We start from the raw sequence: 25,228 nt of genomic DNA on the forward strand, positions 1-25,228 counted from the left end.
CCGCCATCCCCGCGACCGCGGCCCCCAGCAGGGCGAGCGCGGCCAGCGCGGGCACCACGGTCACCAACGGGCCGCCGACCAGGCAGAGTCCACCGCCGATCAGCAGCACCAGCGACCCCCGGCCCGACACCCGGGCCAAGATCGCGGCCGAGGCCAGCAGATACAGCCCCACCCCGCCCGGCAGCGCCCACGCCACGATGCCGTGCAACGGCTCGGCCAGGTCGTAGTGCTTCGTGTCGGCGATCTGGTGCAGCGCGACCTTCATCCCCAGGGCGCAGAGCACGATCCCCGCGATCAGCGGCAGATGGAGATACGTGTACACCTCGCTCGCGAGCTTGGTCCGCTCGGCACCGTCCGCCCGCGCGATGCGGTGTTCGGCCGGCTCGGCGACCTTGCGGAAGTACATCCACCACATGCCCGCCACGACGAGGATTCCGAGCGCCGCCGCGGCGATCACCGGGACGGTCAGCGCATAGTCGCGCATGCCGACGCCCATGGCCACGATGGATTCGCCGAGGGCGATGATGACGATCAGGCCGTGCCGTTCGGCGAAGTGCCCCGGCGAGGCGACCCGCCAGCCCGAGCCCCGGGTCAGGAACACCATCGCGTAGTCGATGACCATCGCCCCGGCCCAGATGAGGATCTGCGTGCGGCCCTCGAACGCCGCACCCACCAGCAGCAGCGCGAACGGCGGCGCCACCGACGTCAGCGCGATCCGGCGCACCGTCGACCGCAGTTCCGGGTCGTTCGGCGCCGAGATCCAGTACGAGACGAGATGCAGCAGGCGTACGACGCCGTAACAGAGCACGAACACCAACGGCGCGTCCACACCGCCCGGTTGATCGGCGTACACCTCGGGCAGCGCGAAGGAGACGACGAGCATCACGCCCATCACCGCCACGAGCACGGCGAACAGCGCGCCCGCATCGGCCCGCACCACATTGCCGAGCCAAGAGAAGCAGCACCAGCACCACCACAGCAGCGCGAGCACCACCAGCGATCCGGCGATGCGGCCCGCGGTCGTATGGTCCGCCATCATCGCGGTGACCTGGGTGATGGCATAGACGAAGACAAGATCGAAGAACAGCTCGGCCGGGGTGACCTTGTGGTCGTCCCCGGTCGGTATCAGATGCGATGAACTCTTGCCCGCCGGCACTGGTCCCCCCAGGTGGCACGTGGCGCGGCACCTCGCCGAGCCGCCTCCCGGGCACCCTACAACTCGCCGCCGGCCCTCAGGCGGGCACGGCCGGGCCCTGTCCGCCGCCGTCGTCCGGCTCCCCGTGCACCAGGTCGAACTCGCGCGCGAGGCCGGTCAGTCGCAGCACCCGGTGCGGCTGGCCGTGGGCGCGGACCAGACGCACCGTGCCCTGACGGTCCGCCACCCGGTGCCGTATCCCGAGGAGCAGTCGCAGCCCGCCCGCGTCGAGGAAGGTCACATGGTGCAGATCGATCACGACCTCGGGTCTGACCGGGCCGATCAACCGGGCCGCGCGCGGGGCCAGTTCCCCGTCGGCCCAGATGTCGATCTCTCCGCTGAGCAGCAGGAAAAGGGTCGTGCCGGCTGTGCGGTGCTCCAGGCCGAACGTGAAGTCCGCGGTCCCCATGGCCACTCCCGAGGCCCCCATCCTGTGACGCGGAGTGACGAACGCCCTCCGCAGGCTGCATCGGTACGGGCGTCGGCCGTCACAAGCGGAAGGTGCGGCGGTGCGGCGCCACTCGTGTCATCCCCGCTCAGGGCGGTCCGTACCCCCAACGGAGGAAGGAATAACGGAGGTTGGGCTGATTCGCGGGTCGCGACGCGGTGGTGACGGTGCGTTAGTTTCCGTGATCTGGCGGAGTGCCCGGATAAGGTGCCGCAGTGCTGCACGATCGAGAAGCGGACGGCGGGCCCCGCTCCAAGCCCCGGCCGGCCCCCGTCCTGGCGGCCGTCGCCCTGGGCGGAGGCCTCGGAGCCACCGCCCGTTACGCCGCCGCCCTGCTCTGGCCGACCGGTCCCGAGGCCTTCCCCTGGACGACGTTGTGGGTCAACGTCATCGGCTGTGCCCTGATCGGCGTCCTGATGGTCGCGGTCACCGAGACCGGCCGGCCGGCCCCCGCCCTGCTCCGCCCCTTCCTCGGCACGGGAGTCCTCGGCGGATTCACCACCTTCTCCACGTACGTGGTCGACATCCAGCGCCTGATCGACCACGACCACTCCGGCACTGCGCTCGCCTACCTGGCCGCCACACTCGCCGCCGCACTCGTGGCCGTCTCGCTCGCGGCCGCCGCCGCCCGCAAGGCCCTTGGAGTCCCCGCGTGAACTGGCTCCTCGTCCTCGCCGGCGGCATGATCGGCGCCCCCTTGCGTTACCTCACCGACCGCGCGGTCCAGTCCCGCCATACGACCGGGTTCCCCTGGGGCACCTTCACCGTCAACATCGCGGGCTCGCTCCTGCTCGGATTCCTCACGGGGGCGGCCCTCAACTCCCACGCCCTGCTGTTCCTCGGCACGGGCCTGTGCGGCGCGCTCACCACGTACTCCACGTTCTCGTACGAGACGCTGACGCTCGCCCGCTCCGGCGCCGCCCTGCACACGGCGGCCAACGCCGTCGGCAGCGTCCTCGCGTGCCTGGGCGCCGCCTACGTGGGCCTCGCCCTGGCCCAGACCCTCTGCACCTGACGCCCACGCCGGCGTGCACGGCATCGCCGCGCCGCTGCTCCGCGGGGTGCGGGTGGGTGGCGCGTGCGGTCTCGTCAGCGGTGCGGGTGGTTGGGGGTGCGGGTGGGCGCCTGCGGCGGGCGCCTTTCCCCTACCCGCCCCTTCCCGAAACTGGGGCTGCGCCCCAGACCCCCTCATCCGAACTTCGTCCGGATCTGCTCAATCGCCGCAGGGGCTGGATGGTTGCCCCAGGCGCTAGTTGATGCGGCAGCTGCGTTGATTGCCGCAGCCGCGTGCCGGCGTGAGGGGACGGGGTGGGGTGCATTGTCATTCGGGCGCCCCGTCGGAGACGGCAGCCCTTCGTGGAGGCGGTGCCATTGCCCGAATGAGCAAGCGCCCCACCCCGGCCCCGACCCCAGACGAAACTGCACGCGCAAGCGAACCGGCGGAAAGCCGCCCACGAAGCAGCAACAACGAATCCGCAGGCGCAAGCCCACCGACAGAAAGCCGCCCACGAAGCAGCAACAACGAATCCGCAGGCGCAAGCCCACCGGCCGAGAGCCGCCCACGAAGCGCCGCCCCGGGCAAAGCGGGGGCCCGGGGGCGGCAGCCCCCGGAGAACCCCACACCCACACCCACCCCCGACGTGGCCGCAATCACGCCCCCAGCCCTCAGCTCCAACAGGCCCGCCCCCAAGCAGCCGACTAGGATAAGCCGGTTGTTCGGACCACCCCCGGACAACCCCGGGCATACCAGGGACCGAGCCGGCACCACCTCCCTGCGAAGCCGAGGCCTCGACGATGGGACCCGATGGAAGCCACCGGTACGAACGCCGAGCTCACCCTGCTCGAAGCGGAGCTGAGCCAACCGTTCGACGACCCGGCCCACTTCACCGCCGGCCCCGCCGCACCACCCCGCACCCTCGTCGACATCCTCGACGCCACCGTCCGCAGCCACCCCGACGAACTCGCACTGGACGACGGCACCCGCCGCCTGACGTACCGCGCCCTGGCCGCCGAGGTGGAGGACCTACGCCGCCGCCTCGACGAGGCGGGCGTGGGCCGGGGCGACCGCGTCGGCGTCCGCGTACCGAGCGGCACCAACGAGCTGTACACCGCCATCCTCGCCGTCATCGCCGCGGGCGCAGCCTACGTACCCGTCGACGCCGAAGACCCGGACGAGCGCGCCGAGTTGGTGTTCGGCGAGGCCGGCGTACGGACCGTCATCGGCGCCGGCCACGCCTTCGCCGTCGACAAGCCCGCCGACGTCCCGGCCGCCCGCCCAGGCCTCGACGACGACGCGTGGATCATCTTCACCTCCGGCTCCACCGGCAAGCCCAAGGGCGTCGCCGTCAGCAACCGCAGCGCCGCCGCCTTCGTGGACGCCGAGGCCGCCCTGTTCCTCACCGACGACCCGATCGGCCCCGGCGACCGCGTCATGGCCGGCCTCTCCGTCGCGTTCGACGCCTCCTGCGAGGAGATGTGGCTCGCCTGGCGCTACGGCGCCTGCCTCGTCCCCGTGCCCCGCTCCCAGGTCCGCAGCGGCGCCGACCTCGGCCCGTGGCTGGTCGAGCAGGAGATCAGCGTCGTCTCCACGGTGCCCACACTCGCCGCCCTGTGGGAGCCCGACACCCTCGACGACGTCCGCCTGCTGATCTTCGGCGGCGAGGCCTGCCCGCCCGAACTCGTCCAGCGCCTGGTCACCGAGGGCCGCGAGGTCTGGAACACCTACGGCCCCACCGAGGCGACCGTCGTCGCCTGCGCCGACCTGATGACCGGTGAGGAGCCCATCCGTATCGGGCTTCCGCTGAACGGCTGGGAACTCGTCGTCGTCGACGACGAGGGCCGACCCGTACCGATGGGGGAGAGCGGTCAGCTCGTCATCGGCGGCGCGGGCCTCGCCCGCTACCTGGACCCCGAGAAGGACGCCGAGAAATACGCCCCGCTCGAATCGATGGGCTGGCAGCGTGCGTACCGCAGCGGTGACCTGGTGAAGGCAGAGCCCGAGGGGCTGATCTTCCTCGGCCGCGGCGACGAGCAGATCAAGCTCGGCGGCCGCCGTATCGAACTCGGCGAGGTCGACACCGCCCTGCAGGCCCTGCCCGGCGTCGCGGGCGCGGCCGCCGCCGTGCGCAGTGCCCGCAGCGGCAACCAGTTGCTCGTCGGCTACATCGTCACCCAGGACGAGTTCGACCACGCGGCCGCCGTCGAGAAGCTGCGGGCCGAACTGCCCGCCGCGCTCGTCCCGTTGCTCGCCCCGGTCGCCGACCTGCCCACCCGCACCTCCGGCAAGGTCGACCGCAACGCCCTGCCGTGGCCGCTGCCCGAGCTGGAAACGGCCGGTCGGGGCGAGCAGTTGTACGGCACGGAGGCCTGGCTCGCCGAGCAGTGGAGCGAGACCCTCGGCATCCCCGTCACGAGCGCATCCGACGACTTCTTCGCGATCGGCGGCAACAGCCTCGCCGCCGCGCAGCTCACCACCCGGCTGCGCGAGCGCTACCCGAGCGCCGCCGTGCTCGACATCTATGAGCGGCCCGTCCTGCGCAAACTGGCCCGGCGCCTGGAGAAGTCCGTCCAGGACGACGGCAAGGCACGCGAGATCAAGCCCGTGCCGATCCGCGCCCAAGTGGCCCAACTGCTGCTGATCCTGCCGCTGTTCACCCTGACGGGACTGCGCTGGACGGTCGCGCTCGCCGCGCTCGGCAACGCGCTGCACTGGTTCGGCGCCTACCCGTGGGCGCCTTCCGCATCCTGGTGGCTGATCGGCGCCGGCTCCCTCGTTCTCTTCACCCCTCCCGGCCGCCTTCTGATCTCGGCCGGCGGAGCCCGGCTCCTGCTCAGGGGCGTCGGGCCCGGCACGTACCCCCGCGGCGGCAGCGTCCATCTGCGGCTGTGGACCGCCGAACGCCTGGCCGAGTACAGCGGCGCGACCTCCCTGACCGGTTCCTGGCTCGAGCGGTACGCACGCGCGCTCGGCGCCAAGGTCGGCTCCGATGTCGATCTGCACTCGCTGCCGCCCGTCACCGGACTGCTCAAGCTCGGTCGCGGCTGCGCCGTGGAGACCGAGGTCGACCTGTCCGGGCACTGGCTGGACGGCGACCGGCTGCACATCGGCACCGTGAGGGTCGGCGCCGGCGCGGTCGTCGGCACGCGCAGCATCCTGTTCCCGGGCGCCCGCATCGGCAAGCGCGCCGAAGTCGCCCCCGGTTCGGCCGTGCGCGGACAGGTGCCCACCGGTCAGCGCTGGGCCGGTTCGCCCGCCGAGAAGCTCGGCAAGGCCAAGCGGGACTGGCCGAAGAACCGGCCGCCGCGGGCCGTGCACTGGCGCGCGATGTACGGCCTGACCGGGATCGCGCTCAGCCTGCTTCCGGTCGCCGCCGCCGTTCCCGCGCTGCTCGTCGCCCAGGCGTTCGTGCCCGCCGACGCCGCACCGGCCGCAGCCGCACGGGGCGCCGCCCTCGCGCTCGTCCCCGCGACGCTCGCGTTCGGTCTCACGTATGCCGCCGTGATCCTCGTCGGCGTACGGGGCCTCAGTCTCGGTCTGCGTACCGGCACCCACCCCACGCACAGCCGCATCGGCTGGCAGGCGTGGACCGTCACACAGCTCATGGACCTCTCCCGGCAGACCCTCTTCCCGCTGTACGCGGGTCTCGTGACGCCCGTGTGGATGCGGCTGCTCGGCATGCGGATCGGCCGGGGCGCGGAGGTCTCCACCGTCCTCGCGCTGCCCAGCCTCACCACGGTCGGCGAGGGCGCGTTCCTCGCCGACGACACCCTGACCGCCCCGTACGAACTCGGCGGCGGCTGGGTGCGGATCGGGCGCGCCGAGATCGGACGGCGGGCCTTCCTCGGCAACTCGGGGATGACCGCACCGGGGCGCAGCGTGCCCGACGACGGACTCGTCGGCGTCCTCTCGGCGACCCCGAAGAAGGCGAAGAAGGGCAGCTCGTACCTGGGCCTGCCGCCGGTGAAACTGCCGCGTTCGGCCGCCGACTCGGACGACAGCCGCACCTACGCGCCGCCGCTCGGGCTGCGCCTGGCCCGTGCGCTGGTCGAACTGTGCCGGATCGTCCCCGTGTTCTGCTCGGCCGCACTGCTCGTCCTCACCGCCGGTCTGCTCGCCTTCCTCGCCTCGTACGGCCTGTGGCTCGCCGCCCTGCTGAGCGGTGCCGTGCTGCTCGCCGCGGGAGCGCTCGCCTGCCTGTTCTCGGTCGTCGCCAAGTGGGCGCTCGTCGGACGCCACCGCACGGGCGAGCACCCGCTGTGGTGCGGATTCGTCTGGCGCAACGAGCTCGCCGACACCTTCGTCGAGATGCTCGCGGTGCCGTGGCTCGCCGGAGCGGTCCCCGGAACGCCCGTCCTGAACCTGTGGCTGCGGGGCCTCGGCGCGCATATCGGGCGGGGCGTGTGGTGCGAGAGTTACTGGCTGCCCGAGACGGACCTGGTCACCCTCGAGTCCGCGACCAGCGTGAACCGGGGCTGTGTCCTGCAGACGCACCTCTTCCACGATCGGATCTTGAGGACGGATACTGTGGTCCTCCGCGAGGGCGCCACCCTGGGCCCGGGCGGAATCGTGCTGCCCGGCAGCGAAGTCGGTGCCCGGAGCACTCTGGGTCCCGCTTCGCTGGTGATGGCCGGTGAGTCGCTGCCGGCGGACACCCGCTGGCTCGGCAACCCGATCGAGGCCTGGCGCCCCTGACGCTGTTCTCCCAGGGGTCCGCCGAGGCGGCACGCCGTACGAGCAACAGGGCAGGGAGCGGACCAGGCGTGAGCGGGCACCAGAAGGCGGCAGCGGACCCCTACTTCCCGGACAACGGCGACCTCCGCTACCGGGTGCACCGCTACGAACTGGACCTCGACTACCGCCCCGGACCCAACCGCCTGGCCGGCACGGCCCGGATCAGCGCCATCGCGGGCCGCGCCCCGCTCGGCGAGTTCCAGCTCAACCTCGCCGACTTCCGGATCGGGCGGATCCGCGTCGACGGCCGCGCCGCCCACTACACGCACCGCGGCGGCCGCCTGCGGGTCAGACCCGCGAAGGCGCTGCCCGCGGGCAAGGCCTTCACCGTCGAGGTGCACTACTCGGGCAACCCCAAGCCCGTGAACAGCCCCTGGGGGAGCCTCGGCTGGGAGGAGCTGACCGACGGCGCACTCGTCGCCAGCCAGCCGGTCGGCGCCCCTTCCTGGTATCCGTGCAACGACCGGCCCGCCGACAAGGCCGCGTACCAGATCTCCGTCACCACGCCGTCCGCGTACCAGGTGGTCGTCGGCGGCAAGCTGCTCACCCGTACCACCAAGTCCTCCACCACGACCTGGCTGTACGAGCAGGCGGCGCCCACACCGAGTTATCTGGTCGGTCTGTCCATCGGCAAGTACCAGACCGCGCTGCTCGGCGACCCGGGCCTCGGCGGCATCCCGCAGACGGGCCACTTCCCCGCCCATCTGCTCACGGACTTCTCCCGGGACTTCGCACGCCAGCCGCAGATGATGACCCTCTTCCAGGACCTCTTCGGGCCGTACCCCTTCGGCGAGTACGCCGTCGTGGTGGCCGACGAGGAACTCGACGTACCGGTCGAGGCGCAGGGCCTGTCGCTCTTCGGCACCAACCACGTGGACGGCGCCCGGGGTTCGGAGCGCCTGGTCGCCCATGAGCTCGCCCATCAGTGGTTCGGCAACAGCGTCACCATCGCCGACTGGCGGCATATCTGGCTCAACGAAGGACTCGCGAAGTACGCGGAGTGGCTCTGGTCGGAGCGTTCGGGCGGACGCATGGCCCATGAACTGGCCGCCGTCGCCCACCGTTCGCTCGCCGGCCGCCCCCAGGACCTGAAACTCGCCGACCCCGGCCGCAAGTTGATGTTCGACGACCGGCTCTACGAACGCGGCGGTCTCGCGGTGCACGCGGTGCGCTGCGCGCTCGGCGACGTGGCCTTCTTCAAGATGCTGCGCGCCTGGGCCACGCTCCACCGCGGCGGCGTGGTGACCACGCAGATGTTCGCGGCCCACGTGGAACGCCACGCGGACCGCCCCCTGGACGAACTCTTCCAGGCATGGCTCTACGAGGGACGGCTGCCGCAGCTGCCCTCGTGACCGGGGATTCGGCGCCCGTCGGGTGCGAGTCCTCTCGGTCCTGAGGCCCCGCCCTCAACCGTCCGCGGAACGCGGTCGCCGTCGGCTCGCAGGTTCGCGACGAGCTTCCCGAGTTCGGCCAGGGCGTCGCCGTCGAGCAGGGAGGGGTTCGCCTCGAGCATCGACGCGACGCACTCCCCGAGGCGCTGAGGCGTCAGACCGGCGGTCGACTCCACCTCCACCGGACCGTCCTGCTCCTCGTCCACGACCCGGGCGTTGCGGAGCAGCCGTAGCTGCTCATCGCTGAAGGCCCTGGCCAACACCGCCGCGACGATCCGGTCCTGGGCCTCCGTACCGCTCATGGTCGTGCGCTGCTCGCCTGCCAGAGCGACGACGGCCTGCACGTCCTGCACGTCCTGCGGGCCCTGCAAGTCCCGTGCGGCCTCGGCCCGGCGGTCACTCCCGCGGCTTCGCGACACGCTGGACCACTTGGCCCGCACGGACGGGAGCGTCTGCTCGCTCCACTTCGCACGCACGGCCGGAAGCGCTTGTTCGGACCACCACTTCCTGACGTGCGGCGCGGCCTTCTTCGTCAATTCGACGACGACCGGGACGAGGATCTCGGCGACAAGCTCCTGGAACTCCCGACGCTCCTGGGCCCGGGCCTGTGACTCCCGCCGGTCGGAGTCGAGCCGATCCTGCGGTTCGGCCCCCACCGGATGCGGCTCGTCCTCCTTGAGGAAGAGCTCGGCCTGCCCCACCTGATGGGTGTCGGGGTCACGTGTCATGCCGCGATGCGCGCCCGCCGTCCTGCTCGACCGTACGAACCGCGCGCCCTTACGGACTCTGACAATGGCCTCGTACTCGTCGTACTCGCTGCTGTCCATGCCCCCGCCTTCGAACCGCGCGCGCCCCGCGCCCCCACGCCCCGGCACCCCTGCTCACGGCACTGTACGTCCGACTGATCGTCACATGTGGCCGGTTGTCGCGACTCGGGTGCCCGTTCTCACGACCCACGGCGAACGTTCCGCCCCGTCCGCACGTCCTAGCGACGACACGGCGCGAGGCCGTGACCGGGTCCTTGCGAGGGGTGCGGAGTCATGCGTACGCGACAACTGCTGGGCACGCTTGCGCTGTTGCTGACCGGGGCGCTGGCCCTCGGAGGCTGCGGCGAAGAGAACTCCGTGGGCACCGCGCCGAGCGGAGGCGGTGATCCGACGAGCCGGGCGCAGCAGGTCGCCGACGCCTGGCGGGGATCCGATGCCGCGCGGCAATGGCACGAAGGCTTCTTCCCACTCGAGGAGTTGGCCTGGCTCCCGCCGGACGCCTGGCACTCCGGAGAGGACAAGACGGCCTATGGCGAAGGGCGGTTCACGCTGGCGGAGGAGCTGCCCGACCAGTCGAGCCGCGGGCAGATCAGCTGGGAGCGCGGTGGTGAGCCGCTCGCGGTCGAGGTGCAGTCGGCGCAGGCCACCTTCGAGCTCTTCGGCCGCACGGAGCAGTCCGGCAAGGAGCCCCGCCTGACGATCACAGGGGCCAAGCTCGACCAGCAGCAGGTCAGGACCAGCCGAGGTCCGGCCCACATCCCCGTCTGGTACTTCACGATCAAGGGGTACGACCAGCCGCTGATCCGTGCGGCCGTGTCGCCCGATGCCATCGCCGAGGCCCCCATCGGCCCGGTGCCCCACCAGTCCGACGACCTGATGCCGCTCCAAGGCCTCAAGTCCGTGGCCAGGGACGGACGTTCCCTGACCGTCTTCGCCGGGCACGGCGCCTGCGACGACGGTCCCGCGGTGCGGGCACTGGAGACCGGCGGCAACGTGGTGCTCACCGCATCGGTGCGCGGCACGGACGACGGACCCTGTACGGCCCAGCTGCTGACCGCGGAGGTCACGGTGAAGCTGAAGCAGCCGCTGGGGGAGCGGGTCCTGTTGGACGCGTTCAGCGGCGCTCCCATGGACCTGAGGGCTCACCGGTCCGCGCGGTGACCGCGAAGGTCCGGTGACATGATCCTCGCCTTGCCGGTCGCCACCTCCGCTGCGAGGCTGGACGGTGCCGTGGCCCGAGCAAGCGGCCCGGAGAAGTCTGACCTGCGCCTCAGCGGGTACCCGTGAGGGTCATCGGCCCGGGCGGAGGGAGTGCACGGCGTGACGACACAGGAGAACGGTGCGGGGACCGGCCTGCGGAACGGCCGGAACGAGACCCCTGAGGAACGGGCCGACCGCCAGTGGGCCGAACTGCTCCAAGAGGTGCGCGTCGCGCAGACCGGTGTCCAGATCCTGTTCGGCTTCCTGTTGACCGTCGCGTTCACGCCGCGCTTCGCCGACCTGGGGGACACCGACCGGGCGATCTACATCGCCACCGTGCTCCTCGGCTCGCTCGCCACCGGCGCCCTGATCGGCCCGGTCTCCTTCCACCGGATCGTCTCCGGCCGCCGCATCAAGCCGCAGACCGTCACCTGGGCGTCCCGGCTCGTCTTCACCGGCCTGATCCTGCTGCTCGGCACGCTTGCCGCCGCCCTTCTGCTGATCCTGCGCGTGGCGCTGCACGACGGCATCGTGCCGTGGCTCGTGACCGGCGTCGTCGGCTGGTACCTCCTGTGCTGGTTCGCCCTTCCGTTCTGGGCCCGGCGCCGCCACACGTCGTCGAAGGACTGAGGGCCGGGGCGTCGCCCCCCGCGACGATCCGTGACCGCGTCAGGGCGCGAGCGGCGCCTGGTCGCCGTCGAGGCCCGCACCGGCATCACCGTTGAGACGTCCCAGGGCCGCGCGCAGGAACTTCTGCTCGGCACGGTTCTCCGCCATCCGCAGCGCCGCCGTATAGGCGGCGGCAGCCTCCTCCCGCCGCTGCAGCCGTTGCAGCAGATCCCCGCGTACGGCGTGGAAATGCCGGTAGCCGACGAGCTGCGGCGCCAGCCGGTCCACGGCCTTCAAGCCCGCCGCGGGCCCCGCCACTTCGGCCACCGCCACCGCCCGGTTGAGTGCCGCGACCGGTGCGGGGGCCAGGGCCAGCAGCTGGTCGTAAAGGCGCAGGATCTGGTGCCAGTCGGTGCGGTCGGCCGTGGGGGCATCGCTGTGGACGGCCTGGATGGCCGCCTGGATCTGGTACGGGCCCGGCCGGTTGCGGCGCAGGCAGCGGCGGACCAGTGCCTGACCCTCGGCGACGAGCGCGCGATCCCAGCGGCCGCGGTCCTGGTCGGGCAGGAGCACGAGATCGCCGTCGGCGTCGGTGCGGGCCGCTCGACGTGACGCGATCAGCAGCATGAGCGCGAGCAGGCCGTGGACTTCGGGCTCGTCCGGCATCAGTGCGGCAAGGAGCCGGGCAAGACGCATGGCTTCGAGGCACAGGTCGTCGCGGACGAGCCGGTCGCCGGAGCCGGCCGCGTACCCCTCGTTGAAGATCAGGTAGAGCACGGCCAGGACCGCCCGCAGCCGGTCCGGGAGGTCCGCCTCGTCCGGGACGCGGTACGGGATGCGGGCGGCGCGGATCTTCCGCTTGGCCCGCACCAGGCGCTGGGCCATGGTCGTTTCCGGCACCAGGAAGGCACGGGCGATCTCGGCCGTTTCGAGTCCGCCCAGGAGGCGCAGCGTGAGGGCCACCTGGGCGTCGGTCGACAGGGCCGGGTGGCAGCAGGTGAAGATCAGCCGGAGCCGGTCGTCGGGCACGGCACCCTCCTCGGCGGGTTCACCGCCCGTGTGCAGCAGCGCCGCCTGGACGTGGCGACCGGTACGTGAGGCCTCCCTGCGCAGGCGGTCGACGGCGCGGTTGCGCGCGGTGGTGATGATCCATCCGGCGGGGCTGGGCGGCAGACCGGTCTCCGGCCACTTCTGCACAGCGGTCGTGAACGCGTCCTGGACGGCTTCCTCGGCGATGTCGAGGTCGCCGAAGAAGCGAGTCAGGGAGGCGACTGCGCGTCCGTACTCCTGCCGGAACACGCGGTCGATCTCCGAGGCGGTCGGCGGCATATCAGCTCTGGAACGGCCGTACTTCGACCGGCAGCGTGGTGGCGCGGGCCAGCTTCTCGCCCCAGCCCAGGGCGGCGTCCAGATCGGGCGCACGCACGATGGTGATGCCGCCGAGCACCTCCTTGGCCTCGGCGAACGGACCGTCGGTCAGCAGGGCGGCGCCGCTGCCGGAGGCCCGTACGACGGTGGCGGCGCCCGGCTCGTGCAGGCCGTCGGCGAAGACCCATGCGCCGGCGGACTTCATCTCGGCGTTCAGCGCTTCAAGAGCGCGGACGACGGGCTCCAGTTCCTCCGGTGACGGGGTGCCCTCCGCGGGCTGGTAGATGCTGAGCAGGTACTGCGGCATGGTGGGCTCCTTGCCGAGGGCGGGCCGGCCCGGCGCCGGCCTCCTCTCCCTCTTCCCCCTCTACACGAACGCGGCCACCGGAATTCGACACCGGGCCGGAACGATTTCGTTCCCGGCTCTTGGGCGATCGTCCACAATGTCGCCGGGTGCCCCTGGAGGAACCTCGCATCTGCGGCTCGTCATCCGCCTCGAGGCTTGCAGATGCGGCCACGGCGGGCCTACTTTGACGCACATGCAGTCCTACACGATCGGGCAGGCGGCCCGTCTCCTCGGCGTCAGCGCCGACACCGTCCGCCGCTGGGCCGACGCCGGACGCGTCGAGACCCATCGCGACGAAGGCGGGCGCCGGCTCATCGAGGGCCGCGCACTTGCCGCCTTCTCGGTCGAGGTCGGCCAGGGAGCCCACGGCGACGAGGAGGCTCCGTACACCTCGGCCCGCAACGCCTTCCCCGGGATCGTCACCGCCGTGAAGCTCGGCGATGTCGCCGCCCAGGTCGAGATCCAGGCCGGGCCCCACCGCCTCGTCTCCCTGCTGACCCGGGAGGCCGTCGAAGAGCTCGGCCTGGAGGTCGGCATGCAGGCCACCGCCCGTGTGAAGTCGACCAACGTGCACATCGACCGCACCTGAGCCGTCGGCTCCGCCGCGCACGCCGTCCGTCCCCGGCGCACCCATCACCACCGCCCGCACCGCACGCCCGGTGCCGTACAAGGAGTGCCACCAGATGACGATCGCCCTCACCCCGCGCCGCGCAGCCGCCTGCGCGCTCACCGCGGCGCTGCTGATCCCGCTCGCCGCATGCGGCGGCGGGACGGAGAACACCGGCGGTGAGGGACAGAAGACCGAGCTGACCGTGCTCGCCGCGGCCTCGCTCACCGATGTGTTCAAGACCGCCGGAGCCGCGTACGAGAAGGCGCATCCGGGCACCACGGTCAAGTTCTCCTTCGCCGGGTCCCAGGATCTCGCCGCCCAGGTGAAGCAGGGCGCGCCCGCCGATGCCCTGGTCACCGCGGACCAGAAGACGATGGACGGCCTGGAGGCCGACACCGGCACCCCGACCGTCATCGCCAAGAACCGGCTGGTCATCGCCGCCGGCAAGGGAAACCCGAAGAACATCAAGGACCTGAAGGACCTCGCGAAGGGCGACCTCAAGGTGGTCCTCGCCGCTCCCGAGGTCCCCGTCGGCCGCTACAGCCGGCAGGTGCTCGACCAGCAGGGCGTCGACGTCAAGCCGGTCTCGCAGGAGCCCAATGTGCGCGCGGTGCTCAGCAAGGTCGAACTCGGCGAAGCCGACGCCGGCCTCGTCTACAGGACCGACATCGCGGCCGCCGACGGCAAGGCCGAGGGCATCGACATCCCGGACGCGCAGAACGCCATCGCCGCCTATCCGGCCGCCACCCTCAAGGTCTCCGAACACAGCGACGCCGCCGCCGCGTTCGTGAAGTGGCTCAGCGGCGCCGAGGCGCAGAAGATCCTCGCGGACGCCGGATTCCAGAAGCCGTAGCCGTAGACCGACCAGTCGTAGACCGACCAGTCGTAGACCGACCAGCCGTAAACCGACCAGCCGTAAACCGACCAGCCGTAGACCGATCAGAACCTCACCCCGGACGACACCATGAGCCGCCAGCGCCCCGCCACCCCCGGCCGCCGCACCCCCGTCGCGCTCGCCGTGCCCGCCCTGCTCGCGATCGCGTTCCTGCTGCTCCCGCTGATCGGCATTCTCGTGCGCACCTCATGGGGCGAACTCGGTACGCACCTGAGCAGCCCGGGAGTCACCGAAGCCCTGCGGCTCTCGCTGGTCGTCTCCCTGTGGTCGCTCGCGCTCTCGCTCGTCCTCGGCGTCCCGCTGGCCTGGCTGCTCGCCCGCGTCGACTTCCGCGGCAAGGCGCTCGTCCGCTCGCTCGTGCTGCTGCCCATGGTGCTGCCGCCGACCGTGGGCGGCGTCGCGCTGCTGCTCGGGTTCGGGCGGCGCGGGCTGCTCGGGCCGTGGCTCGAGGACTGGTTCGGCATCACCCTGCCGTTCCACACCTCGGGCGCCGTCGTCGCGGCCACCTTCGTCTCCATGCCGTTCCTGGTCATCAGTCTGGAGGGCGCGCTCGCCGGGCTGCGTCCTTCGTACGAGGAGACGGCGGCGTCGCTGGGCGCCTCACCGCTGAAGGTGTTCTGGACGGTCACGATGCCGATGGTCGCGCCCGGTCTCGTCGCCGGCGCCGCCCTCACCTGGGCGCGGGCACTGGGCGAGTTCGGCGCCACCATCACCTTCGCAGGCAATCTGCCCGGCACCACCCAGACCCTGCCCCTTCAGGTGTATCTGCTGCTCCAGGACGAACCCGAGGCGGCCACTTCCGTATCGCTGCTCCTCCTCGCGGTCGCCATGGCCGTCCTCGTATCGCTGAGGGGACGCTTCACCGGCACACCGACGGGCCGGCCGAGGAACAGGAACCAGGCGGCACCGGCCGACACGGCCGGTGAGCCCACGCCCCTCGAACCGCCGCCCGTTCCCGTCGCCAAGTGGCCGCTGCACGCCGATGTCACCGGCTTCACCCGGCTCACCCTCGACGCCGAGCCCGGCACCACCATCGCCGTCGTCGGACCCAACGGCGCCGGCAAGACCACGCTCCTGCGGGCCCTGCTGGGCCTCACCCCGCGAGCCCGCGCCGAGCTGCGTCTCGGCGACCTCGACGTCACGAAGCTGCCCCCGCACCAGCGGGGCGTCGCCTGGGTGCCGCAGGACGGTGCGCTCTTCCCGCACCTCAGCGCCCTCGCCAACACGGCGTACGGGCTCAGGGCCCAGGGCGTACGGCGCGGTGAGGCGCGGCGCAGTGCCCAGCAGTGGCTCGACCGGCTCGGCGTGGGCCACCTCGCCCACCGCAAGCCGGGCCAGCTCTCCGGCGGGCAGGCCCAACGGGTGGCGCTGGCCAGGGCGTTGGCGCCGAGCCCGCGTCTGCTGCTGCTCGACGAACCCCTCGCAGCCCTCGACCAGACGACCCGGGCGCATGTCCGGCACACGCTGCGCACACATCTGTCCGGCTTCGGCGGCGTGTGTCTGATCGTCACGCACGACCCGGTCGAGGCCGTCTCGCTGGCCGACCGCGTCCTCGTACTCGAAGAGGGCCGCACCCTCCAGGACGCGCCGCCCGCAGAGGTGTCCCGGCATCCCCGCTCGCCGTGGGTGGCGCGGATGCTGGGCCGCAACGCGCTCGCCGGGACCGTCGCCGAGGACGGCAGCCTCACCCTGGCCGAGGGCGGCCGCCTCGTCCTGGCGGACCCGGCCGAGGCCGGGACCCAGGCCCTCGCGATCATCGCCCCCGAGGCCGTGTCACTGCACCGTGAGCGCCCCGAGGGCAGCCCGCGCAACGTCTGGCGGGGCACCGTGCGCGAGATCACCATCGTCGGCAGCCGGATGCGCGTCCTGGTCGGAGCGGAGGACGCACCGGACCTGGTCGCCGAGATCACGCCCCAGGCGGCGGCCGAACTGCACCTGGCGGACGGGGTGCCGGTCTACACGAGCGTGAAGGCGACGGAGGTCACCCTGGTCATCTAGCGCCTGCGGCACTTGACCTGATCGCCCGCCGCAGGCGCCCACCACCCGCACCCGGTCCGCCCCGCACCCAACCGAACCCGAGCCTCAGCCCGCAGCCTTACGCAAAGCCTCGATGCACACCGCAAGCGCCCCCTGCAGCTCCTCGAGGCGCGCCACCATCTCGTCCTCGTAGAACTCACCGGCGTCGTCGAAGGTCAGCTCCTCGAAGACCTTCGTCGCCTTGCTGAGGCTGGAGTAGAACTTCGTACGCCGCTCGGCCACCCGCAGCTCCGGATCCGCCTCCACGGTCTCCTGGATCAGCGTCTTCACCGTGCCGTACGCCTCGGCCGCCCACTCCCCGGCCTCGTCGCCCTCGTCCAGCTCGTCGAGCAGCGACAGATGGCGCTCGGCCTCCTGCCGGAGCTCGGCCGGAGCCTCGATGACCTGTCCCGCGGGCGTCTTGACCTGACCGCCCTCGGCGACCTGGCGGACGAACTCGATCCGGTCGGACACCTTGGTCTCCCCGGCGACCGCCTTCTTCAGCTCCTCGCGCGCGGCCACATCACGGGCCAGGGCGCTGCGCAGTGCCTCGTCCTCCTCGATCCGGTCGAGCAGCGCCGAGCGGGCGGCCTGCGCCGTACTCGGGTCGGCGAGGATCGCGGCCCGCAGCGCGGTCGGGTTCTCGGCGACCTCGAGGGCCTTGGTCGGACGGATGCCCTCCGCCTCGGCGGCCGCGGTGATCGCGGTGCCGCGTACGGACGTGGCGCTGGAGCGGGAGCTGTAGTAGCTCAACCACACATCCGCTTCCGGGAGTTCCACATCCACGCCCGGCTGGAGCGTCTCGAACTGCGGCACCAGACCGTCGTCGGCGGCGACGTCCCACGCCTTGTAGAACCGCATCACCCGCTCCGGGGAGCACCCCGCGAGCTCGGCGAAACGCTTCGCCGGGACCTTGTCGCTGTCCTCGGCACTCTGCCCGCCGGGACGCACGCTGCGCGCCACCTTCAGGGCGAAGGTCCAGCCGCCGGTCCGCGCATAGGCGCCGAACTCCCGGGCGTCCTGCGCGATCGTCTCGGGTACGGGTGCGGCCTCGACGGTCTGTGCGGGCACTTCGGGGGCAGGAATGGCAAGGGTCACCGGTGCGTCTCCTGAGGGTCGCGGGGTTCGTGCACCCGCCGCCGCGGCGGGCAAACCCGCAGCATATCGGGCGCACGGGGCACGCCGCGCAGCCCGCGCCGCGTGCCCCGCTCCCGCTCAGCAGCCGGGCTTCACCGCGTGCTCCGGATCCAGCGCGTTGAGCGCGAGCCGCAGGGCGAGCGGGTCCTCGTCCAGGTTGCTGTGCGACGCGAAGTTCCACGGACAGACGTCCTGCATCAGGATGTTGGAGACCCCCGGTCCCTTCAGGAACTGGCCGTTGTACGGCGTGACGCCCGTGTCGTAGCGCGAGGCGATCACCGTGTACCTGACGCCCGGCAGCGTGTCCCCGCCGGCGTTGAGCTTCTGCAGGAAGGGTGAACCGGCGATCTGATCGCCGCACGCCGGACAGGTCACATCAGAGACCACACCTCCGATCAGATTGAGCAGCGCCGCCAGCCACGGCTGGTCCCTGAGGAGGCCCTCGACGACCGGCGACTGCGAACCGTGGTTGGACGGTCCGAGCCCGACCAAGGTGTGCACCTTCTGCTGACCGCCCTCGAACTTCATGTACTGGCGCGGCATCATCCCGCCCTGCGAGTGGCCCACGATGTCCACCTGTCGGGCCCCGGTGGCGGCGAGGACGCCGTCCACGAACACCGCGAGCTGCTTCGCGGACTTCGCGACGGGCGCGGTGCCGCCGCCGATGAGCTGGAGAACGCCGCCGCCCTTGCCGTAGTCGAGCGAGAAGACGCAGTAACCGGCCGCCTTGTACTGGGGTGCCGTCTTGGCCCACACATGACCGTTCGCGAGCGTGCCGTGCGCGAGGATCAGCGGCCGCGGGTGCGCCGCCGAGGGCTTGCAGGCCCAGTCGTTGGCGCCGGAGAGACCGGCCGTCGCGAGCTGCTTGGCGTCGGCGACGGGGTCCTGCCGTCCACCGGCCGAGGTTGAGGACGAAAGCGGGAACGAGGTGCCGGCGGCCGGCTCCAGGACCGATGCGGCGGCGGGTGCGGCGGCCGGCAGGGACAGAGCGAGTGAGGTGGCGAGGACGGTGACGATCCGGGGGAGTCGCATCAGAGCTCCAGGGGCAGCGCGGGGACGGACGCGATCAGCCGTGGTCGGCGTGATCACCGCTCATCTATGTCCGCGCCGCTTCCCCGACCCGCACACTCCCCGCCCGGGCTGCTCCGACTGGCGGTAGATTCGCCCCCTGGATCACCGGTGGATCCGGGGTACGCGATCGGGGGACACGTGGACTGGGGCACGCTCATCGCCGCCGTCAGCGGCGGCTCGCTGGCCATGGCCGGCACCGTACTGGCCGACCATCTGCGCCACCGGCACGAGCAGGACAGGGGATTGGGGGAGCGGCGCCGGGCCGTCTACCTGGACTTCATCGCCGCCGCCGAGACCTGCCACTCCGGGCTCCGTGCCCTGCAGGGCACCGCGCGAGAGGAGCGGGCGGGGGAGTCGCGCGCCGCGCTCACCGCTTCGGGGATCTACGAGGCACGCGAACGGCTCTTCATCGACGCGAGCACCCAGGTGGCCAGTGCGGGACAGGCCATGTTCGAGCAACTGCGCCGACTGCAGCGGACGGTGGGCGAGGGAGCCGAACCGGACTCGGCCGCGTACCACGACGCGTACCACTCCTATATCGGCTCCGTCTGGGACTACCGGGTCGCGGTGCGCGGCGAGTTGGACGGCAAGGCGCTGGCCCCGGCCGAGTTCGGCTGGCGGCGCTGGGACGGCCGGGACCGCTGCGAGCTGTGCACCTCGGCCGCGTAGGCCAGGCTGCGCGCTTTGCGCTTTATTGCGCAGATATGCAAGTATGGGGTCATCATCGAGCCCGAGGAAAGGGGGCGGTCATGGACTCCGGCAGTCCGAGTCGGCATCGACTCAGCAGTGTCACCCACACCCCGCTCCCGGCCGGGCAGCTCCCCTGAGCACCAGCACCTCCGTGTGCGCCGGCCGTGAGCCGCACGTACCCATGGAGGTGCCGTCATGGCAGCCGTCTTCCACCACCCCGTACACCTCAACTCCCTGCTGACGCCCCGCACATGGCGGCGCGCCCTGGCCCACGTCATCGCCCGCCTCGCCGACGCGCCGCTGGAGCAGAGCGTCGTCCGGTCGGTGCCCGTCCGCCGCGGCTTCGGCAAGCCGCAGGCCCGCTGGCACACGGTCACCGGAGCCGACGGCCGCCCCCACCTGGTGGCCGAATGGCACCGCCAGGACTGACGGGCCCCGCCCTCAGGGGTGCATCCGGGCACCCTTGAGGGCCTTGTCCACCGCATTGCGCGGCCCGTACACGGCGATCCCCACCAGATCGAGCTGGTCACGCGGCACCGCGCGCACGGCGGCGCGATTGTCGCGGTCGTTGCCGGTGGCGAACAGATCCGAGGTGAAGACCGCGACCTTCAGGCCCCGGGCGAGCGCCTTGCCGTGCGCCGCGGTCATCGTCTCCTTGCCGCCCTCGAAGACCATCACCGGCTGACGGAACATCGGCAGATACGGGGTGGAGTCGGCGTCCTCGTACGGTTCGCCGATCACCTCGCCCGCCTCGCTGCCCAGCCCGCTCACCAGGAACGCGGTCACATTCAGCCGCTGCCAGGTCTCCAGGTCCTCCCGCAGCAGGACGGCGATCTTCGTGTCGAAACGCACGGGTGCGGTGGTGTCGTTGTCCATGCCATGAGACTGCCGACCGGCCCGCTGTCCGGTCTTGTACGTTCCTTGCATGGCGACCGAACCGCAGCCCTCGGCGCCGCCGCAGGCGGGAGTCCCGCACCCGCCCCTGGACGCGGCGTCCGGACAGCACATCACCGCGTGGCGCCCCCAGGTCGCGGGCGTGGTCGAGGTCTTTCACGCACGCTTCACCGAGCACGCGTATCCGATGCATGTGCACGACGCCTGGGCCCTGCTGATCGTCGACGAGGGAGCGGTCCGCTACGACCTGGACCGGCACGAGCACGGCATCCCCAGTGACACCGTCTCGCTGCTGCCCCCGGACGTACCGCACAACGGCTCGGCCGCCACCCCGCAGGGTTTCCGCAAACGCGTCCTCTATCTGGACGAGTCCCATCTGGACCGGTCACTGATCGGTGCCGCGGTGGACAGCCCGGATCTGCGCGACCCCGTGCTGCGCCGCCGTATCGGCCAGTTGCACACCGCGCTCGGCCGCCCCGGCGACGAACTGGAGGCCGCGAGCCGGCTCGCCCTGATCGGCGAACGGCTCCGCGGCCATCTGCGCCCCCGCCTGCTCCCCGCCACCCGGCCCGCCGACCGCACCCTCGCCCACCGACTGCGCGAACTCCTCGACGCGCGGCAGGTGGAGGGCATCGCCCTGGACGAAGCGGCGCGGCAGTTCGGCGTCCATTCCACCCATCTCATACGGGCGTTCAGCGGCGCGTTCGGCATCGCCCCGCACCAGTACCTGATGTCCCGCCGCATCGACCACGCCCGCCGGCTGCTCCTGGCCGGGCACCCTCCGGGCGAGACCGCCGTGGCGGCCGGCTTCTACGACCAGCCCCATCTCACGCGCCATTTCAAGCGCGTGGTGGGGACGACCCCGGGCCGCTACGCAAGGTCGCGCTGAGCCGGCCGAACTCCGTTCAGGAAGCGGCGATGTCCAGCATCCGGGCCGCGAGCCGCTCGATCCGCTCATGCCAGGCGTCCCGTGCGCGCCGCGGATCTCCGGACCCGTCCACGGTGAGGATCAGCCGAGCCCCGTGGCCGGTGCCCGCACCGAACTTCCAGCGGACGAGCTCACCCGACGGCGTCCGATAGGCGAGCACTTCGGGCTCCCGTACCTCGGTCACATGGCCTTGTTCGTACGCGGGCGCAGTGAAGCCCGCCGGAACGGCGGACCCCTCCGACACCGAAGCCCCGCCGGCCAGTTCGGACCAGACGACATCCGCGGGCCGCAGCAGCTGTCGCTCGAAGCGGACCGTCGTGCCCTCGATCTCACCGCGGCCCAGATCGAACTGCTCCAGATAGGCCTCGTGCAGCTCGCCCCGGTCCGGCTCGACGTCCACGGGCACCCCGTCGAGGACCTGGCCGAGCGCCGTGAGGCACAGATGCCAGCCGGAGGCGAAGCTCGCGCCGCCGAAGCGGTCGCCGAAGGTGTGGGTGAGCGTGAGGAGTGAGCCTTCGCCCTCGGGCGTGATCTCCCAGCGCAGATGGTCCTCGCCCCAGGTGAACGCGAACACGTGCGGTTCGTCGGCGTCGGTGACCCGGCCCGTCATCCCGGGGCCGTCCTCGCCGGGGAAGTGGAAGCCCACCGTGCCGCCGGGCTTCAGCTCGACGGAGACCTCGGAGGGAAACCACTGCGCGAGCTGCTTCGGTTCGGTGATCGCCGCCCAGACCGCGGCCGGGGGATGGGCGAGCCTGCGCCGCATCACCAGGGCGTTGCGGCCGTCGGCGGTGGTGAGGGTGTCGGCTTCGGGGTTCATGACGGATCGTCCTTCAGCTGATCGAGATGGCGTTCGAGGCGGTCGAAGCTCGCCGACCACAGGTGCCGGTAGTGCGCGAGCCATGCGTCGAGTTCGGCGAGGGGCTCGGGGCGCAGCTCGTACCAGCGGCGCTGCGCGTCCTGCCGTACGCGCACCAGACCGGCCTCGCGCAGCACCCGCAGGTGCTTGGAGGTGCCGGGCTGGCTCAGGCCGAGCTCGGCGGTCAGCTCGCCGACCAGGCGGGGGCGCTCCAGGAGCAGATCCAGGATGCGTCGGCGCTGAGGCTCGGCGAGCACATCGAACGGTATGGGCATATCTCGAAAATACCTCCTCGGTTATATAACTGCAACGGCATGTATGACCCGGGGCGCTGCGACCGGGGAGTGCTGGGACCAGGGACGCACTGCGAGCCCATCCGGCGTAACTCAGCGCGAGCCGCACCCCGGGCGCGCGGGAGCGTGAGGGGACCACGGATGAACGGACGGAGCCCCACATGATCGACGACGCCCCCGCGGCACCCCCGGTACGCGAGTGGCCGGCGCAGAACCTCACCGGCATGGACTTCGACCCGGTCCTCGGTGAACTCATGGACGCCGGTCCTGTGCATCGCATCAAGCTGCCGCACGGTGAGGGCTGGGCGTGGCTCGTGACCCGGTACGAGGACGTGCGGATGATCACCAACGACGCCCGGTTCGTGCGCGGACCCGTGACCGAGCGTCAGATCACCCGGCTCGCCCCGCACTTCAAACCCAAGCCCGGATCGCTCGCGTTCGCGGACGGCGCCGACCACCACCGGCTGCGGCGTGTCGTGGCCCCCGCGTTCACGGCTGCGGGTGTCGAGCGCGTACGGGTCAAGGCGCAGCCGATGCTCGACGGCCTGATGGATGCGCTCCTCGACGACGGCCCGCCCGCCGACCTCGTGGCGCGGGTGCTCGCACCGTTCCCGGTCGCGGTGGTGTGCGAGGCGATGGGGGTGCCGCCGGCCGACCGGGCCCAACTCACCCAGTGGACCGACCAGATCGTGTTCCCGTCCGCCGACCCGCGTACCACCGGACAGGTCAAGGAGCAGCTCTACGCATGGCTGGCCGAGGCGATTCGTACGCGCGAGGACTCGGACGGCGAGGACATCCTGTCCCTGCTCGGCGCGGCCGTTGCCCGCGGTGAACTCACCGCCGAGGAGGCCGCCGGTGTGGCCGGGCCGCTGCAGATCGGCGGAGAGGCCGTCACCAACAACACCGGCCAGATGCTGTACCTGCTGATGACCCGCCCGTCCCTGCTCGCCCGTCTCGCGGCCGACCCGTCCCTGCGTCCGGGGGCCCTCGACGAACTCCTGCGCTACATCCCGCACCGCAGCGCGGTCGGCCTCGCGCGGATCGCCACCGAGGACCTCGAACTGCGCGGCCACCGCATCAAGGCCGGCGAACCGGTCTACGTCTCCTACCTCGCCGCCAACCGTGACCCCGAGGTCTTCCCCGCCCCTGAGGAGATCGACTTCGACCGCACTCCCAACCCCCACATCTCCTTCGGCTTCGGCACCCACTACTGCACCGGCGGACTGCTCGCCCGCCTGCAGATCGACCTCCTGATGAACACGGTCCTCGACCGGCTGCCCGGGCTCCATCTGGCAGTCGGGCAGGAGGAGGTCACCTGGCGTCGCAACGCCCTGATCCGCGGCCCCGAGGCGCTGCCCGTCGGCTGGCGGGCGTAGGGTCCGGGCGTCATGGAGATCAGCCGACGTCCCGCTCCGCCGACCGGGCTGCGCCGCGCGGTGTTCCGCGCCCCGATCCGCCTCTACCGCATGGGACTTGGCGCCCTGGTGCCCAGCCGTCTGCTCCTGCTCAACCACATCGGCCGCGTATCGGGGCAACCGCGGCAGGTGGTGATCGAGGTGGTCGAGCACGAGCGGTCCACCGGCTCGTACATCGTGTGCTCCGGGTTCGGGCCGAACTCACAGTGGTACCGCAATCTGCTCGCCCGCCCCGAGGTCACCATCCAGGTGGGCGCCCGGCGCCTCGCTGTGCGGGCCGAGCCGCTGAACGCGGAGGAAGGCGGCACGTTCATGGCCGGCTACGCGGCCCGGCATCCGCGAGCAGCGCGCAAGCTCGTCAAGTTCATGGGCTTCACGGTGGACGGCAGCCTCGCCGACTACCGCGCCGCAGGGCGTGAGCTGCCGTTCGTACGCCTGGCGCCGCGGGGTGCGCCCCGATGACGCCGCGCTTTCAGGCGCACGCCATCCCCTTCCGTACCGCGGGCCACTTCTCCACGCCGTCCGAAGTGCGTACATACACGGCAGACTTGCTGTCGGTACGCCACAACTGCCAGTCGTCCAGGCGGTAGCCGCTGTCCTTCGCGCCGGCGGGCAGCTCGATGTCCTTCTCGTACGGAGAGGTCAGCATGGTGTCCGGCAGGACGGAATGCGGGTCGCGGGCGTAGAGGACACGTTCTGTGCCCGACCCCATCTCCAGGAAGTGCGCGCGCTGCCAGTCGCAGTGGCCGGGGCCCTCGCTGCTGGTGATGACCGCCGTCGGTACGCGCCGTCCGTCCAGGTCGTGCCAGATGTCGTCGGACATGTCGTCGGTGAAGCTCTCCGGGAGTTCGGCGACATCGCAGTGCGCCGAGGTGTCGGGGCCCCAACCGGGCCGCCTCGGCTGGTCCTTGGCGACGACCACCGCGACCTTCGTGCGGCCCTTCACGTCGTACGAGAAGAGAACGCGCCCCTTCTCCTTGTGCTCGATCCGATAGCCGGACGTGGGGAGGCCGGGCTGGTAGATCTCGAAGTAGAGGCGGAGCCCGTCCTCGGGTGTGCTGCCGCCGTCGGACTTGCTCCACCGGTCGCCTTTGCCGCCGCTCATGACGTCCCAGTCGCACTCCAGGGCGCGGCCGGCCGACCCGAGGGACTCGATGGGGGTGTACGCGTCGTCCGGGTCCTCGTCCGGGACGTCCTTGACCGGCAGATCCAGCGGCCCGTCGTACGGCGACGCCGGCGGCGACCCCTCGACCGTGAGGTCGCCGGGGCTCTCGCCGCACGAGGTGAGCGCCAGCGTCAGGAGCGTTGCGGCGCCACACAGCAGACGTCGTCCCATTCCCGCCCCGCTTCCCTCGATCCGCTCGGCCA

25 protein-coding genes are annotated in these 25,228 nt (G+C 71.7%); 14 read left to right on the top strand and 11 right to left on the bottom strand.

Going from position 1 to position 25,228, the window contains the following annotated elements; translation table 11 throughout:
* On the bottom strand, nt 1-1,156 hold a 1,156-nt coding region (locus tag ABT367_RS01740), incomplete at its 3' end, for a low temperature requirement protein A (protein WP_352248463.1).
* A 76-nt stretch (nt 1,157-1,232) separates the two neighbouring features.
* Entirely contained in the window at nt 1,233-1,604 is a 372-nt protein-coding gene (locus tag ABT367_RS01745) for an STAS domain-containing protein (protein ID WP_352248465.1), read from the bottom strand.
* Nucleotides 1,605-1,858: 254 nt separating this feature from the next.
* Here ABT367_RS01745 and ABT367_RS01750 point away from each other — a divergent pair, with 254 nt between their 5' ends.
* From ABT367_RS01750 to ABT367_RS01765, 4 genes are all read left to right on the top strand, one after another.
* Nucleotides 1,859-2,299 (top strand): FluC/FEX family fluoride channel, encoded by a 441-nt coding sequence (locus ABT367_RS01750; protein WP_352248466.1) that lies wholly within the window; start codon nt 1,859-1,861, stop codon nt 2,297-2,299.
* Nucleotides 2,296-2,658, top strand: coding sequence for a fluoride efflux transporter CrcB (crcB, locus tag ABT367_RS01755; protein ID WP_352248468.1), 363 nt, complete (start codon nt 2,296-2,298; stop codon nt 2,656-2,658). Before ABT367_RS01750 ends, crcB begins: the two co-directional genes overlap by 4 nt.
* A gap of 789 nt (nt 2,659-3,447) precedes the next feature.
* On the top strand, nt 3,448-7,335 hold the full coding sequence (locus ABT367_RS01760) for a Pls/PosA family non-ribosomal peptide synthetase (protein WP_352248470.1): 3,888 nt from the start codon (nt 3,448-3,450) through the stop codon (nt 7,333-7,335).
* A gap of 68 nt (nt 7,336-7,403) precedes the next feature.
* Nucleotides 7,404-8,726, top strand: a complete 1,323-nt coding sequence (locus ABT367_RS01765) for a M1 family metallopeptidase (protein ID WP_352248472.1) — start codon at nt 7,404-7,406, stop codon at nt 8,724-8,726.
* Here ABT367_RS01765 and ABT367_RS01770 read toward each other — a convergent pair.
* Nucleotides 8,693-9,592 (bottom strand): hypothetical protein, encoded by a 900-nt coding sequence (locus ABT367_RS01770; protein WP_352248474.1) that lies wholly within the window; start codon nt 9,590-9,592, stop codon nt 8,693-8,695. The two genes, ABT367_RS01765 and ABT367_RS01770, sit on opposite strands and share 34 nt — an antisense overlap.
* A gap of 213 nt (nt 9,593-9,805) precedes the next feature.
* On the opposite strand from ABT367_RS01770, the gene ABT367_RS01775 reads away from it, so the two are divergent.
* Nucleotides 9,806-10,693, top strand: a complete 888-nt coding sequence (locus tag ABT367_RS01775) for a hypothetical protein (RefSeq protein ID WP_352248476.1) — start codon at nt 9,806-9,808, stop codon at nt 10,691-10,693.
* A gap of 159 nt (nt 10,694-10,852) precedes the next feature.
* Nucleotides 10,853-11,362, top strand: a complete 510-nt coding sequence (locus ABT367_RS01780; RefSeq protein WP_352248478.1) for a DUF6328 family protein — start codon at nt 10,853-10,855, stop codon at nt 11,360-11,362.
* A gap of 39 nt (nt 11,363-11,401) precedes the next feature.
* On the opposite strand, the gene ABT367_RS01785 is transcribed toward ABT367_RS01780, so the two are convergent.
* Nucleotides 11,402-12,670: an RNA polymerase sigma factor gene (locus ABT367_RS01785; RefSeq protein WP_352248480.1), complete on the bottom strand. Its 1,269-nt coding sequence runs from the start codon at nt 12,668-12,670 to the stop codon at nt 11,402-11,404.
* 1 nt (nt 12,671) lies between these two features.
* A complete protein-coding gene (locus tag ABT367_RS01790; protein ID WP_352248482.1) occupies nt 12,672-13,016 on the bottom strand; it encodes a YciI family protein in 345 nt (114 codons plus the stop codon).
* A 232-nt stretch (nt 13,017-13,248) separates the two neighbouring features.
* Between ABT367_RS01790 and ABT367_RS01795 the strand changes: the two genes are divergently transcribed.
* The 3 genes from ABT367_RS01795 (at nt 13,249) to ABT367_RS01805 (ending at nt 16,558) form a co-directional block, all read left to right on the top strand.
* Nucleotides 13,249-13,644 carry a TOBE domain-containing protein gene (locus ABT367_RS01795; protein ID WP_352248484.1) on the top strand — a complete coding sequence of 132 codons (396 nt, stop codon included), beginning with the start codon at nt 13,249-13,251 and terminating at the stop codon, nt 13,642-13,644.
* A 94-nt stretch (nt 13,645-13,738) separates the two neighbouring features.
* Nucleotides 13,739-14,518: a molybdate ABC transporter substrate-binding protein gene (gene modA, locus ABT367_RS01800; protein ID WP_352248486.1), complete on the top strand. Its 780-nt coding sequence runs from the start codon at nt 13,739-13,741 to the stop codon at nt 14,516-14,518.
* A gap of 111 nt (nt 14,519-14,629) precedes the next feature.
* Nucleotides 14,630-16,558 (top strand): ABC transporter permease, encoded by a 1,929-nt coding sequence (locus tag ABT367_RS01805; RefSeq protein ID WP_352248488.1) that lies wholly within the window; start codon nt 14,630-14,632, stop codon nt 16,556-16,558.
* 84 nt (nt 16,559-16,642) lie between these two features.
* On the opposite strand, the gene ABT367_RS01810 is transcribed toward ABT367_RS01805, so the two are convergent.
* Entirely contained in the window at nt 16,643-17,674 is a 1,032-nt protein-coding gene (locus ABT367_RS01810) for a hypothetical protein (RefSeq protein WP_352248490.1), read from the bottom strand.
* Between the two features lie 117 nt (nt 17,675-17,791).
* The gene (locus ABT367_RS01815; protein WP_352248492.1) at nt 17,792-18,745 is read right to left on the bottom strand and encodes an esterase/lipase family protein; all 954 of its coding nucleotides are present in this window, start codon (nt 18,743-18,745) and stop codon (nt 17,792-17,794) included.
* A 147-nt stretch (nt 18,746-18,892) separates the two neighbouring features.
* Between ABT367_RS01815 and ABT367_RS01820 the strand changes: the two genes are divergently transcribed.
* Together ABT367_RS01820 and ABT367_RS01825 are read left to right on the top strand one after the other, a co-directional pair.
* Complete coding sequence (locus ABT367_RS01820; RefSeq protein ID WP_352248494.1) at nt 18,893-19,453, top strand: CchlQ; 561 nt, start codon at nt 18,893-18,895, stop codon at nt 19,451-19,453.
* 216 nt (nt 19,454-19,669) lie between these two features.
* Complete coding sequence (locus tag ABT367_RS01825) at nt 19,670-19,903, top strand: hypothetical protein (protein ID WP_352248496.1); 234 nt, start codon at nt 19,670-19,672, stop codon at nt 19,901-19,903.
* A gap of 12 nt (nt 19,904-19,915) precedes the next feature.
* Here the strand turns inward: ABT367_RS01825 and ABT367_RS01830 are convergent, their stop codons facing one another.
* A complete protein-coding gene (locus ABT367_RS01830; RefSeq protein WP_352248498.1) occupies nt 19,916-20,350 on the bottom strand; it encodes a DUF2000 domain-containing protein in 435 nt (144 codons plus the stop codon).
* A 49-nt stretch (nt 20,351-20,399) separates the two neighbouring features.
* On the opposite strand from ABT367_RS01830, the gene ABT367_RS01835 reads away from it, so the two are divergent.
* Nucleotides 20,400-21,257 (top strand): AraC family transcriptional regulator, encoded by an 858-nt coding sequence (locus ABT367_RS01835; protein WP_352248500.1) that lies wholly within the window; start codon nt 20,400-20,402, stop codon nt 21,255-21,257.
* A 16-nt stretch (nt 21,258-21,273) separates the two neighbouring features.
* Here ABT367_RS01835 and ABT367_RS01840 read toward each other — a convergent pair whose 3' ends face one another.
* Together ABT367_RS01840 and ABT367_RS01845 are read right to left on the bottom strand one after the other, a co-directional pair.
* On the bottom strand, nt 21,274-22,113 hold the full coding sequence (locus ABT367_RS01840) for an SRPBCC family protein (RefSeq protein WP_352248502.1): 840 nt from the start codon (nt 22,111-22,113) through the stop codon (nt 21,274-21,276).
* Nucleotides 22,110-22,427 carry an ArsR/SmtB family transcription factor gene (locus ABT367_RS01845; RefSeq protein WP_199547166.1) on the bottom strand — a complete coding sequence of 106 codons (318 nt, stop codon included), beginning with the start codon at nt 22,425-22,427 and terminating at the stop codon, nt 22,110-22,112. The genes ABT367_RS01840 and ABT367_RS01845 overlap by 4 nt, the downstream gene beginning before the upstream one ends.
* A 179-nt stretch (nt 22,428-22,606) precedes the next feature.
* On the opposite strand from ABT367_RS01845, the gene ABT367_RS01850 reads away from it, so the two are divergent.
* Both ABT367_RS01850 and ABT367_RS01855 read left to right on the top strand, forming a co-directional pair.
* Nucleotides 22,607-23,821 (top strand): cytochrome P450, encoded by a 1,215-nt coding sequence (locus tag ABT367_RS01850; RefSeq protein ID WP_352248504.1) that lies wholly within the window; start codon nt 22,607-22,609, stop codon nt 23,819-23,821.
* A gap of 12 nt (nt 23,822-23,833) precedes the next feature.
* Nucleotides 23,834-24,322 carry a nitroreductase family deazaflavin-dependent oxidoreductase gene (locus ABT367_RS01855; RefSeq protein ID WP_352248506.1) on the top strand — a complete coding sequence of 163 codons (489 nt, stop codon included), beginning with the start codon at nt 23,834-23,836 and terminating at the stop codon, nt 24,320-24,322.
* A gap of 10 nt (nt 24,323-24,332) precedes the next feature.
* On the opposite strand, the gene ABT367_RS01860 is transcribed toward ABT367_RS01855, so the two are convergent.
* Complete coding sequence (locus ABT367_RS01860) at nt 24,333-25,196, bottom strand: hypothetical protein (protein ID WP_352248508.1); 864 nt, start codon at nt 25,194-25,196, stop codon at nt 24,333-24,335.
* Between the last annotated feature and the right edge of the window lie 32 nt (nt 25,197-25,228).

Origin of the sequence: Streptomyces mesophilus (assembly GCF_040300965.1) — a bacterium.
Taxonomy (GTDB): domain Bacteria; phylum Actinomycetota; class Actinomycetes; order Streptomycetales; family Streptomycetaceae; genus Streptomyces; species Streptomyces mesophilus_A.

What these genes read in the sequence shown, in the direction of transcription:
- ABT367_RS01745 (WP_352248465.1), bottom strand. Translation starts at nt 1,604, where the DNA reads ATGGGGACCGCGGACTTCACGTTCGGCCTGGAGCACCGCACAGCCGGC.
- ABT367_RS01760 (WP_352248470.1), top strand. Translation starts at nt 3,448, where the DNA reads ATGGAAGCCACCGGTACGAACGCCGAGCTCACCCTGCTCGAAGCGGAG.
- ABT367_RS01770 (WP_352248474.1), bottom strand. Translation starts at nt 9,592, where the DNA reads ATGGACAGCAGCGAGTACGACGAGTACGAGGCCATTGTCAGAGTCCGT.
- ABT367_RS01775 (WP_352248476.1), top strand. Translation starts at nt 9,806, where the DNA reads ATGCGTACGCGACAACTGCTGGGCACGCTTGCGCTGTTGCTGACCGGG.
- ABT367_RS01785 (WP_352248480.1), bottom strand. Translation starts at nt 12,670, where the DNA reads ATGCCGCCGACCGCCTCGGAGATCGACCGCGTGTTCCGGCAGGAGTAC.
- ABT367_RS01790 (WP_352248482.1), bottom strand. Translation starts at nt 13,016, where the DNA reads ATGCCGCAGTACCTGCTCAGCATCTACCAGCCCGCGGAGGGCACCCCG.
- ABT367_RS01795 (WP_352248484.1), top strand. Translation starts at nt 13,249, where the DNA reads ATGCAGTCCTACACGATCGGGCAGGCGGCCCGTCTCCTCGGCGTCAGC.
- modA (WP_352248486.1), top strand. Translation starts at nt 13,739, where the DNA reads ATGACGATCGCCCTCACCCCGCGCCGCGCAGCCGCCTGCGCGCTCACC.
- ABT367_RS01805 (WP_352248488.1), top strand. Translation starts at nt 14,630, where the DNA reads ATGAGCCGCCAGCGCCCCGCCACCCCCGGCCGCCGCACCCCCGTCGCG.
- ABT367_RS01815 (WP_352248492.1), bottom strand. Translation starts at nt 18,745, where the DNA reads ATGCGACTCCCCCGGATCGTCACCGTCCTCGCCACCTCACTCGCTCTG.
- ABT367_RS01825 (WP_352248496.1), top strand. Translation starts at nt 19,670, where the DNA reads ATGGCAGCCGTCTTCCACCACCCCGTACACCTCAACTCCCTGCTGACG.
- ABT367_RS01830 (WP_352248498.1), bottom strand. Translation starts at nt 20,350, where the DNA reads ATGGACAACGACACCACCGCACCCGTGCGTTTCGACACGAAGATCGCC.
- ABT367_RS01835 (WP_352248500.1), top strand. Translation starts at nt 20,400, where the DNA reads ATGGCGACCGAACCGCAGCCCTCGGCGCCGCCGCAGGCGGGAGTCCCG.
- ABT367_RS01840 (WP_352248502.1), bottom strand. Translation starts at nt 22,113, where the DNA reads ATGAACCCCGAAGCCGACACCCTCACCACCGCCGACGGCCGCAACGCC.
- ABT367_RS01845 (WP_199547166.1), bottom strand. Translation starts at nt 22,427, where the DNA reads ATGCCCATACCGTTCGATGTGCTCGCCGAGCCTCAGCGCCGACGCATC.
- ABT367_RS01850 (WP_352248504.1), top strand. Translation starts at nt 22,607, where the DNA reads ATGATCGACGACGCCCCCGCGGCACCCCCGGTACGCGAGTGGCCGGCG.
- ABT367_RS01855 (WP_352248506.1), top strand. Translation starts at nt 23,834, where the DNA reads ATGGAGATCAGCCGACGTCCCGCTCCGCCGACCGGGCTGCGCCGCGCG.
- ABT367_RS01860 (WP_352248508.1), bottom strand. Translation starts at nt 25,196, where the DNA reads ATGGGACGACGTCTGCTGTGTGGCGCCGCAACGCTCCTGACGCTGGCG.